Genomic DNA, 12,167 nt, shown 5'->3' on the forward strand with positions numbered 1-12,167 from the left:
TTTCTGGTGCTCTAAATGGCGCTCATACTGTTAATGTTTCTTGCCCAGTGCAATGCCTATTCCCCAGGCAATGGCGGATCCCAGACGGTCTGGCCGGAATTGACCGTGACGGCAACATTCTGATTCTGCAATTTTTCAACTGTTGCTTTCCCAACCTGTTTTATTTTTACCACGTCGCTCCATGATGTTAAAGCGGTCCGGTTTTTGTAAATATTTTCTGCAACGTTCTTACCCACACCGCCCAATTGCAACAGTCCTTTGACGGCGACTTCTTTACGGCGGGCTTCATTTTTTATTTTCTCTGGATAGGGGGAGTTCAAATCAATGGATTTGAGTTCGTATGTCACTTTTTCACTGTCTGTCAGTTGATACTGACTCAGGGCCCCGGCATCAATCGTGTTGTTCACTGTTTTGTTGTTGATGCCGACCACCTGTTTCTCCTTGCTGACCGCCTTTAAATCTGCGTCTTTTAGCTTTTTCCCAGTGACCGGGTGGACATTATAGGCGGTGCAGGTCAGGGAGTCGGGGACGAATTTTTCAGCCTCTATGATTTTTGCCTTGTCATTTCGTGTCTTTTCATCCGGCTCCTGGGACAATTTGCTTTTCAATCCCTCGCTTTTCCATGATTTGTAATTCGGGGTGACCTCATATCGAATCACTCCGCCTTTGAAAACGGCTTTTTTGACATCTGCTTCTACATCCTGCTCATGTTTTTTGTTGCCTTTTCTGGTCAGGGGGGTCAGGTTTTCCGGTTTATTTCCCGGTCCATGTACCTGTTCGTTGAGTAAATGCCCCAAAACATAATAGCTCGAATTCTTGTCTCCCGTGCGTCGCAGGTTCAAAGATTTCCAATTATCCCCCATGACCGATGGATTGGGTGGGGATCCGGCTTTTCCCTTGAGGGTCAATCGGTTAATGGTCATACCCTTTCCAAAGCCTCCATTTGATCCACCGAAACCGGGGTCATCGGAGACCGGGATATCCGTGGAGCCGTCCTCAAGCATGAGGTCCCTGATCAGAACTTTGGTGGTGCTGGCCAAGTCCCGAAGCTTGGCCGTTAAAGCATCGATGGCAGCCTTGTCTGCACCTGCTTTTCCCTTTGCTCTTTTTTGGCGGTCCAGTTCTGTTCGTATTTCCGTGTACTGTTTGCGGGCCTTGTTGATCAATTTTACCACGGTTTCATCCCGCTGGCCCTTCTGGGACTTGGTTTCGTCGAGTTTCTTTTGGGCATCATCCAGAAACTGCTTATATTCCCTGGGGGTTGATGCAACCATGATTTTTGGATTTTCCTCACCGCCCTGGATGGCAAAACTGTGGGACTTGCCGTCCTTGGATGTGAATTTTTCCTTGAACTTCCACCACTCGAAAAATTTCTTGACTGTGGCCTTGCCCTTTTCCACTCCTTTTTTGACGGTTGCCTTGCCCTTGGCAAACAAGGCTTTTCCCTTTTTGACGAGCCATCCGATGGTTTTGTCCAGCGCTTTGTCAATGGGGGCTCTGATTTTTAAAATGATTTTTTTGACTGCCTTGCCGATGCCGCCCAGTCCAATGAGCGAGGCTAAAAGACTGATGATCACGGGAACGCTTTTGCCCAGGGCGGATTCAACAGTGTTGGCCGCTTTGCCAATGGCCCCCCGGGCCAGTGCGCCCACTGAGTCAAACACGGATTTGGCAAAATCCACAATCTGACCCCACCTTTCCACAAAAAACATGACCAGATCATAGAGGAGTTTGACGGCCTTAACAATGGCGGCGGCCGGGTTTAACAGGCTGAGCAGCCAGACAATCCCCTCTTTGATAACCGTGACAACCACCCAGTCCCTGATGCCGCCGATGACCGTCTCCTTGATGTTGGCCAGTGAGGATTTGACCCTCTCCCACAGGGCAATGGGGCCTTTGGTGATGAGATCCTTTACAAAGGTGACGGATTTTTCAATGGTCGATACAATGGTTTCGCCCCTGGGGCCCAGTTTCTTGACAATTTTTCCCCGGATATTCTGCCAGGTCAACCCCAGGATCTGCATCACCAGGGAGAAGATCCCCTTAAGGTCGAACTTGTCGGGAAGGGTTATTTCCACCTCGGAAAGTGCCCCTGTCAGCCATCCGATCAAGCCTGCAATCAGATGCTTTTTGATGTTTTTCTGAAACTGCTGTATGCCTTTTTTTACGCCATTGACCACGTTCATAAAAAAGGCGACCGGGTCCTTGAAAATGGTGGACAGGGTGTCCCCGGCACGGTTGAGAAAATCCATGATGGGCTTGGGGTTGATTCCGGCAATTTCCATGACGGCCATGAACGCGATCCTTGCAGCTGCAGCAAAATCACCCGTGAGCAGGGCGCCGGCAATCTGGACGGCGGCTTTCATTGCTGCCTGGAATTTGGACAGAATGGCGTCGACGAATTTGCCCAGGGCGTTGGCCAGGGCGTTGACCCCGGCTTTCAGCTTTTTGGCCACAGCATTGACCGCATTTTTGGCCTTGTTGACCGTATTGTCAATGGCTGCATTGATTCGTTTTTGAAGGGCCGGAAAGGCACTGAGATATTTATTAACCTTATCTTTAAGCCATTTGCCGAATTTATCCAGCTGGGCCACGATCCATTTTCGCCCGGCTTCGATCACGGCCAGGGCCGCTGCTTTGGCCTTTTCAATAAGAAACTTCACCGCATTGCGCACGGCGGTAAAGACAGCGTCAATGGCATCGGTGATGGCCGTGACAGCGCTTTTTATGGCGCTTTTAGCCCTGTCCCACCAGCTGTCGTTTTTGCTTTCTTTTTCCATTTCTTTTTTCTTTTTCTGGGCCTCTGCTTCTCCTTTTCTCTTTTTTTCTTCTGCCTCTTTTTCGGCATCTGAAAGTTGCTTGCTGGCCTGGTCTTCGTCGGTTTTGATCCGGTTGTCCACTCCTTTTTTCAGCGTGGTCTGTTCGGTGTCAGCCTCTTTATTGAAGCTGTTTATCTGTTCTCTGGCCTCTTTGATGCCTTTTTCCTGTTCATGGGAAACTGTCTTGCGGGAGGCCTCCACAATTTCGTCCTGCTCCCTGCGGGCTTCAGTACTTTGCTGGTCAGCTTCTGCCTGGCCCTTTTTAATGGCTTGATCTTTGTCCTCATCCCGTTTTTTTGCAGCAGAAGAAACATCCGCTTTTGGCTTGGAAAGGCTTTTTTGAAGCTGGGGTGCCATTTTTACGTCAGCAGCCCCACGAACGTTTGCGGGGATTGCCATGGCCGCAAACCGGGCCATATCGTCTGAACCCTTTGTTTCCAGGGAAACACCGGTCTGTTTGGCAATGGGAATCGGGGCTTTTTCATCAACCTTGACGGGCTGGATTTTTTGTTTGCCTGGATGGGTGTTGAGTTGTTCGGTGGTCATTTCCCCCAGACCATCCACTTGGGTCTGGCCGTCATTGCGCTGGTTTTCAGCCCGGTTGGGGTTGGCCTGGCCCCTGGTATCTATCTGGGGCCTTTCACCGGCATCAGTGCGAAGGGCCGGGTCCCTGGTGGAAATTTTCGACATGAAACCGGACAGATTGGTTTTTAACCAGGAGAGAAATCCTTCCCCAGCGGCTTTTTTATCCAACAGTTGAGTTTTGTCTTTGTTGCCCGTGGGCTGGGTTGAATTTTTGTGGGGTCCGATTTTGGGTGCCAGGGGTTCTCCTTCCGTATCTCCCTTGGAAATCTTGGCATTTTTACCTGGGGTAACCTCCTGGATTTTAACCCCTGGAATATTTGTGACACCGTCGGTTCTGGCTTCCAGGGGGGCGACTTGACCGGCGGTCTCTTTTTGTTCCTTGTCCAGACTGTCCTTTATAGCGGTTCCCATGGAGGGATAGGAGGCAGCGACCTGGGATGGGCTGGACCCGGCCATGGTTGCCATTATTTCATCGGATTTACCCACCAGGGAAAGGGCGTCTGATGAAGGGGGGGCCACGGTTGTTTTTTCACCATCGTTTTTGCCTGGAGGGGCAGCAGTGGCTGGAAATGCGGCACTGGCAGTTCGGCTGGTTTTTTCCGGCGGTCCTGGGGAAATAGGGGGTGTTGGTTGGGGTATGGGGGCTGGCGTTGCCAAGGATTCTTTGGCGCTTTTGGGTGCAGTGTCTGTGGCTGGGTCGGACACGCCTGGGGGTGCCGGGGCAGGGCTTTCTGATAGGGGCTCGTCATCGTATTTGGCGGCGTTTAAATCCGTTTTAAGCCTGGCCGTGGATGTTGTGGCAGATGTTTTTCGGTTCTCTCCTTTGGGGGCCTGGACTGCTTCCTCTTCCTGGGGTTGGAGTTTTTCCTCCTCTTCCTGTGTCTGGAATTCCCCTTCCTCTTCCTGTGCCTGAAATTCCCCTTCCCCTTCATTTTTTTCTTTTTCCTGTGCCTGGAGTTCCTCTTCTTCCTGGGGTTGTACTTTTTTGTTGTTTTTGATGCCCGTCAATTCAGGCATGACTGTAGCCGGTCTGGCCATGACCTGATCGGCCATCTGATCGCCTTCCCCCTTGGATCGGTCCTGGGGTGTACCCATGGTCAGCCTGGTTTGAAGGCGGCCACTTCTGAGCATCTGGACAAGAATGTTTGAGGCCTTGGTTCCGGGGGACCCCTTTTTTAAACGGTTGACGGCGTCTCCATTGGTGGATTTGATTTTAACGGCGGTGCTGGGGACGGTTTTGCTGGATATGGAGGGCGTGGATTTTGCTATGGTGCTTTTTGCGGCGGATGCTGTTGTAAACATGATTTACACCTTTGCAGATCCTTAAACGGTCCTGCCCTCTTTTTGAAATTCTTTGCGTACACCGTCCAGGATATCGGTGCCGGTGATCGTACGCCGCTGATTTTTCAATGCCATCAGGGTCACGTATCTGACGACATTCATGATTGCACCCCCGGATAATTCGTATTTCTCCGCCAATTCAGGCAGGCTCACCTGATCTTCCAGTAAGGTTTTCTCCGAGAAAGCGTTTTTCCAGATGCGCAGCCGATCTCCCTGTTTGGGCAATGGAAAATGAATAATAGATTGAAATCTTCGGGTGAAGGCATCGTCCATATTAGATTTAAAATTGGTGGAGAGTATCACTACCCCATTGAAGTCTTCCAAACGCTGGAGCAGATAAGAAACCTCCTGGTTTGCAAACCGGTCATGGGCGTCTTTGATACTGGTTCGTTTACCAAAAAGGGCGTCGGCTTCGTCGAAAAAGAGGATCCAGTTTTTATGCTCTGCCCTGGAGAATATTTTTTCAAGGTTTTTTTCGGTTTCCCCGATGTATTTGGACACCACGGCGGATAGATCAATCCGGTACACATCGCAACCGGTCAGACGTCCTAGCAGTGAGGCCGTAAATGTTTTGCCGGTACCCGGTGGTCCGTAAAACAGAGCCCGGTAACCAGGTTTGATTTTTTCCCCCAGCCCGAGTTCTTCCAGAAGGGTGCCTCCATGTTGGACCCATGACTTGATTTCAAGGACCTGTTCCATGGTGTGGGGCGGAAGAAACAACTCGTCTGGCTCCTGTTGGGTCCTGATCTGTTTGGCCGGGAAATCAGCCCCATAGACCGGTTTGCGAACAACGCCGGTGGTGACCAGATCCACCATCTCAGGAGACAGAACCAGGGCACCGCTGAGCCAGGGGGTGCCCTGGGTCGCTTTTTCAAGGGTCAATACCCCATGTACTGAAAAGAAATGGTCTGCAGCAAACAGATAGCTAAAGGCGAATCGTTTTTCCAGGCTGTCTCCGGCTAAAATATACAAAAGGGTTTCACCGGTGGGAAGAAAGCCCTTGAAGTCTCCTAAAGCATTTTTCCCACCAAACTGGGTGTAACACCGGTTGGTTTCGGCATTCTGGGTTAAAAAAATGTCCAGCAGCTGGGGTTTGATATGGGGAATCAAGGCCAGGATAAATGCAAGTCTTTCGGCGTAATTCATGCCATAGTGGACCGTGAGACTTGCATACATGGATGTATCTGAATCATGGCGGGGAGGAAGGATGGCAGATATATCCGGAATTTTTTCCCCATTGTCCATCTGAAGTTTCAGCCGGGCATCCAACACTTTCTGAAACCATTTCAGTTCAGCGTCCAGCGCCCTGGCATTATTTGCGATGATGATGTTCGGTTCCTGCTGAGCCATGGTTATAAATTCCCAAAAAGATGGAAGGAGTCACCTGGTTGGCCTTATTTGCCAATTACCCCTTTATCAAAGAGTTACCATTCTACCTGTAAAAGTGTTGTCATCCAGGAAAGACGGATCATGGAAATAGACCAGGGAAGTCTTTCCAGGAGCATGTCATAGGGCTTTTTTTCCACGCGAAGCCGCCAGTTATGGTCAGTTCTTTCGAGCACCCCGTTCCTTTGGAAAAAAGAGGTCTGAAATGTTTCAGGGGAGGTGCTTTTCAGGGCATCCCAATGTTTGATCACCGTTTTAATGAGGGTTTGGGATTCCTGCCTGGCCCTGTTTGGGATGGTTATTTCTTTTTGGATCGGAGAGGCCAGGTCCCAACCGCAAAGCAGTTTGTTCAGGGGAAGATGAAATTCGGGAGCGGTTCTTTGTCCGCTGGCCAGATATTGGAGCAGGATCACCGCTTTTGCCCGTTGGGCTTCGGTTTTAAATTTGCCATCTTCGGTGAAACCGATGGTTTCAAAAAAACGGCCCAGGTAAGGCCAGATAATTACCAGGCCTGCATTTTCTATATAAATAGTATCAAGGACGGGCCCATGGCCTTCGGTTGTCTGGCCGATTGCGTGAAGCCCGTCTCCTTGGACCGTGGTGAGATTTTCCACCATTGTTCCGGGCCTGGGACCCATATCGGGTGTTGTCTGGGTTTGATCGTTTTTTTCCGGGGCGAATGGTTTGCTGCCGGGCAAAGGGTCCATGGGGTGGGCCTTTTCAACCCTGGCGTTGTATCGCTGTTTATCTTTTTCTAACCCCGGGTAAAGGGTTCCTTCTTTTGAAATTGGACGGGAGAATGGTGATTTTTGTTCCAGAAATTCAGTATTCTCCCAGGTCCTGGCATCTGGACGGATGTTGTTTCTAACAGGGGGAAAAGGGCTGAGCAGCCTTTCTTGAAGGACCTTGTCCTTTGCCGATGCTGATGTGACCTCGCGTTCAATGGCGGTAAGAATCTGGATTTTTTGGGAGATGTCGTCAGGGGACAGCCCATGGATTGTTTTCAAGAGAACCTGCTGGAAAAATGTCTCCCCGGGGGTCCCTTCCATGGCCGTCTCAACGGCAGCTTCCCAGAAAAGTTTTCCAACCGATGCCTGGGGAAAAAACAGGGGTGTGATTTTTTCTATGGCTTCAAGATAACTGTCGAGATCCTCTGACAGGAACGACGGTTTTGGGGTGGCCACAAGGAAAATAACTTTTTTAAGCAGAGTCCATTCAAACTGAAGGACAAATCGACGTCTGGGTGTGGGTTTTTTCAGCTGTTTTTGAAAAAAGGATCGTGTTTTATCCGGTTGTTTGTTCACCAGACCGGTAATGATTGTTTCTAGGCCCTCTGCCTGGAGTCTTATGGCAAACCAGGGTAGGGTTCCGGTTTCTAAAAATAACTGCAGAATCGTCAACCAGTGGTCGTCATGGGATAAAAAGTGATCCTTTGCCAGGGAGGAGTCTGAATCTGAGTGGTTTAAAAATGAGTTGTCTGGGTGGTCAAAGGTTTTTTCTTTACAGGATGCCTTGTGCCGTGCCTCGGAAATGTGCTGTTTCAGCAATTCAGAGAATTTTTGTTCAAATTTTTCCTGAAAATCCTCTTCCATTCCATGGGACGAGAGCTCTTTTAAATTAATTTCCATCCGGTCGATGTGCAGGTGTTCTTCCGTTTGGGCCACATCATGGATTACTTTGTCCATGATGTGACCCAGACGCAGGTGGCAAAACTGGCTGAATCGGTTTTGAATTTCCCATGCCGAGGTTCGATCAGGTATGGTGAGGTCCAGGGTTAGTTTTTGAACCATATGGGTGTCATCGTTTATCATAGGAAACTATAAAATCTTTTTGCCCAAGGTTTTTTCGCAGGTGATTTTCTTGCCCCTGTTGAAGGCCTTCAGGAAGACGGTAAGTATTTCATCTTTTATGGGAATCTCCTGTTTTTCAGGATTTTCACCCGAGAAAAACACCTGGTGCGGTTGATCGTTCAATTGATAGAGCCATTGGTAATCGGATGCCCCAGGTTCTGTTGTGTTGAAAAACTGGAGAACAACGCTCGTATCGGTTCGATTTATGGTTTCTACCTTAAAGTCTGGTTCGGGAATTTCAATTACACGAACGCTAAGGGAGTCCACGTTTTTATCCTCGAGAAAAAAGGTAATTGTATGGACACCGGGTCCGGCCTGATCTGGAATGAAAAACCAGTCCCCATTTTCAGATTGTACCACACCGGATCCGACCACCTTGCCCCGGTCGCCCCTGGGGGTCACATTGATTTGAACGGGAGAAGTTTTCGGGTCCATGCAAAATTCCTGCTGACCACCCATGTCCATATTGGGTTCCTCCTCGCTGCCCAGGGGAATTGTTTTTATGACAGTCCCGTCACAGGCAATGCCCGAGGCCTTATCCCTGGCTGTGAGACGGATTTGGATGGCTTCTGTTTCCGGCAGGGTCGGTAAAGAGACTTTTTCAGGATCCATTTTTGAGGAAAACGCTTTGAAGGGCTCCGGTAAAATACTGTATTCCCAGAGATAGGCGTAAGTCAGATCCCCGGTCAGGTTTTTAAATTCAATGGTTGTTTTTTCTGTTGTTTTGTCGAGTACTGTGAATTGGAAATCGGGAACAGGGGTGGCAATGACCTGGACTGCCATGGTGGCCACGGTTTTTTCTTTGATCTGATACGAAATGGTATGCGTGCCTGCACCGGCCATGTCAGCCATAAATACAAATATGCCAGGGGCACTCTTAACCACGCCGGGGCCGACCACAACCCCGTCCGGGCTTGCGGGTGTCAGGTTGAATATTGGCGGTTTCTCCGTGGGTTGGCTGCAGAAAATCGTATCATCTCCCAGGTCAATGGTGGCCGTCACTTCTGGAACCACTGTGATATCCTGCTCAACCAGATCCGCGCAGACCAGGGCATCCTTGGCATTTTTTGCCGTCAGCAGGATTTTGAACTGGGTTAAATTTGAGGGAAGGGCTAACTTTTGTTTGTCTGGGTCTTTTTGCCTGGAAATTTCCTCGGTTGAACCGCCTTTGTAGGTATATTGCCACAGGTAGGTATAGCCCTTGTCCTGGGTGTCGTTGGTCAAGGTGACGATTATAAATTCATCGGTTCTCTCTCCGGGTGTTACCCTGAAACTGGCACTGGGGGTGGCCAGTACTGTGACCTGGATTGAGGCTTTGAGGCTTCCATTTATCTCGTAGGTGAGGGTATGCACCCCGGCTTTGGCAAGATCCGGAAAGAAATGGAAGGCATCACCTATTTTACGCACGCCTTCGCCCTTGACCATTCCGCCAGGGGGGGTGTAACTGAATTTGGGCGGGTTTACAATGGCCTGGTCGCAGAAAAGTGTCTGGGATAAAACCAGCTGGGGTGGTTCGGGCATGATCGTGAAATTCATGGGCGGGCAGTCTGAACAGCAGATATAGGGAAGGGAAAAGTCTGCAACCACCAGCCCTTGTTCATCGTAGACAAGGATAAATGTGCCGCCCCGGGGGGTTCCAGCCATGTGTTCCATGCCTGGATGTTTGGCTGCAAAATTGGAAAAAAGGGTCAAGGCCTGGAGCTCTTTCCTTCGGGCCTCTAACGTGGAGTACAGGGCGTTTAACCGGTTGACCCGACACCCTTGGACCAAAGCATCCAGATGGTCGAGGATCTCTTGCTCGTTACCCTTAGGGTTGTACTTCGGGTCTTTCAGGTTTTCCAGAACCTGGTCCCTGTATTGCCTGGCAATATCGATCATTTGGGTGTATTGGGTTTCAAAATCAATCAGGACAAAGGTTTTAAAATCATCTGTGAGTTTGGCTGAGATCGAATCCAGGGTCTTGATTAAATTAACGGGGAAATAAATATCGTTGGTGAACGTTTTGGGAATGTCTTTTTGCTCCAGAAAGGGGTGCAGTTTAAAATAGCTGTAGGTGGTATCAAGCATATCCCCAATGGCCCCTGATTCTTGAAAATATGTGTAGAACCCGCCTACCTTATTGGTGGAATGGACCGTTTCCACGGATACCGTATATTGGGGGGTTGCGTTTATACTTTTATCACTTTGGAATTTCTCAAAAACAGTTGCCCTGGCGGTTTCTTTGATAACCGGGTCTTTCACCGATTCAGGATCTATTTGAATGTTGACCACAAGCATACTGTTTTTAACGATTTTTACCCGCTGGCGTTTGAGTTCCATCTTGCTAAAGCTGATGATAAGATCGTATTGGCCGGGAGTCACCCCGGTGATGGCATAGTAACCCTTGGCATCTGTTCGCGTGGAGGCGGCTGCATTTTTAGAAAAGGCGCCCATGAGGATCACAAGGGCGTCTTCAATGGGCTGCCTGCCCAGTTTTTGTAAGCTGTTGAACAGGGTTAACGTGCCATTGATGCCGGTCTCTTCCTCCGCTGATTCGTAAACCGGATCGGTCGTACCAATATCAATTGTGGCGAAAAAGTCCATGGCCGTTTTGAATATGCACAGGTATTCACTTCGAAGGGAGGTGTATACCGCCTCAAGATCATAGAGCTGACAGCCGAGGACATCCAGTCCTTCTGCCTTTTCCGACAGTCTTAACCCCATGACCCTTAAAGGAAGGTTGTTTTCAGTAATTTTTTTCTGCAGGAATTCCAGAACATCGACAAAGGACTGCCGCACTCCTCCTTCAATGCGGAAGAAGGGATAGGGATCCATATCAAAAAGAAGTGGTGTCCGTATGGCGTTTAAATCCGGCAGGGTTGCGTATTGCTTGGCGTGATAGGAGAAAATTTTTTCCGGAGTACATTTTCTGGTCAGATCATGGTTCCAGTGTCTGTACAGGGGGGCAGGGGCAACCGTAGGTGAGTAATAGTAAGGAATCGCTCTCTGGCCAAGGGGGTAGCCCTTTTCCCTGCTGGGCGTGATTCTGATGTCTGCGGTAAAAGGGGGGATAAAAAAATTATCCACCAGCAGGGTCATGCGTTTAAACAGCAGGATCAGTTGCCGATATCCCTCCGGATTTCTGGAATGGATGGGTGAGGGCATAAATCCCTGGCGAAAAACCGAAGGATGGCAGGAACCGGAATCAAAGGCTTCACCCACCATAAGATGTCGGGGAAACAGGGTCTTGTCCGGGCAGCAGTGCTGCACCAGATCAAAGGCTGCTGTTTTAAATTCGTCATAGGCCAGTACCAGGTCTTTAATAAAGTCGTAGGTATATTGGATCCCTTCATTCATATTTACGGGGGCCCTGTCCAGTGCCTTTTGTAAAAAGTCTCCGGCAAAGGGGTTGACTGGAAACTCATCCTTTAAGAGGAGGAAGCACTTTTCATAGGCATTCTTGAATCCATTTTGAATGTCTTCACCCACGGTTTTAATCATCTCCTTGAATATGGCATTTATATCTTTAAATGCAGCATTCGATTCCAGGGACAAAAGATTATAAAATCGGGGGATGTGGATATCCACCAGTTTAAACCGGGCATTGATTACCTGGTCAAGATCGGCATCTGGTTCGAGGTCATGGGTTTTGATGATGATCTCTCTGAGTCTGTCCTTTTCGATGAGAAGTTTTTTTACACACAGATCCACCCGGATACCTTCCTCGTCGCAATCCTCACCTGTGCAGGTTTTTAAATCCTCCTCCCGGTATTCAATATAGAGCAATACGGCCATCTTCATCAAAAATGCAAGGGTCAGGTTTTCGATGGTGGAGTCCTCATCATCCACGGTTTCGGGCAATAGTTCCCATAAATCAATCTGGCTACCCTCTGTTTTGAACAGGGAGTAACCCGAAGGATCCACGTAGGGGCGGTAGCGGGTGAGGGGGGGAACCTCATCTAAAAGGACAAGGTATCCTTCCGAGGTAACACCGCAACCACGGGTTAATTGAATCTGGTTTTTGTCCCCCTGGGGTGGAATGAGTTCTAACCCGCAGGCGATGCCCACGCCCGTTAAATTTCTCAGGCCCTGGCGATCGGCATTCAAAAAGTGCTTTGCCAGGTCGTTTAACTGGTTCGCGGTGAGAACCTGGTTCTCTTCAAATTTCGGATATGAATCACAAGGCGCCATAATTATAAATCCTTTT

At 49.3% G+C, this 12,167-nt stretch carries 4 protein-coding genes; all 4 read right to left on the reverse strand.

Translation table 11 applies throughout. From position 1 onward, the window contains the following. Positions 1-56: 56 nt before the first annotated feature. Positions 57-4,706, reverse strand: coding sequence for a phage tail protein (locus HRM2_RS24995; RefSeq protein ID WP_015903204.1), 4,650 nt, complete (start codon positions 4,704-4,706; stop codon positions 57-59). A 21-nt stretch (positions 4,707-4,727) separates the two neighbouring features. Further along, positions 4,728-6,095, reverse strand: a complete 1,368-nt coding sequence (locus HRM2_RS06490; protein ID WP_015903205.1) for an ATP-binding protein — start codon at positions 6,093-6,095, stop codon at positions 4,728-4,730. A 74-nt stretch (positions 6,096-6,169) separates the two neighbouring features. Continuing rightward, positions 6,170-7,942: a contractile injection system tape measure protein gene (locus tag HRM2_RS25000; RefSeq protein WP_015903206.1), complete on the reverse strand. Its 1,773-nt coding sequence runs from the start codon at positions 7,940-7,942 to the stop codon at positions 6,170-6,172. A gap of 6 nt (positions 7,943-7,948) precedes the next feature. Continuing rightward, the gene (locus HRM2_RS06500; protein ID WP_015903207.1) at positions 7,949-12,151 is read right to left on the reverse strand and encodes a carboxypeptidase-like regulatory domain-containing protein; all 4,203 of its coding nucleotides are present in this window, start codon (positions 12,149-12,151) and stop codon (positions 7,949-7,951) included. Positions 12,152-12,167 lie beyond the last annotated feature (16 nt).

This window comes from Desulforapulum autotrophicum HRM2, from assembly GCF_000020365.1.
Taxonomy (GTDB): domain Bacteria; phylum Desulfobacterota; class Desulfobacteria; order Desulfobacterales; family Desulfobacteraceae; genus Desulforapulum; species Desulforapulum autotrophicum.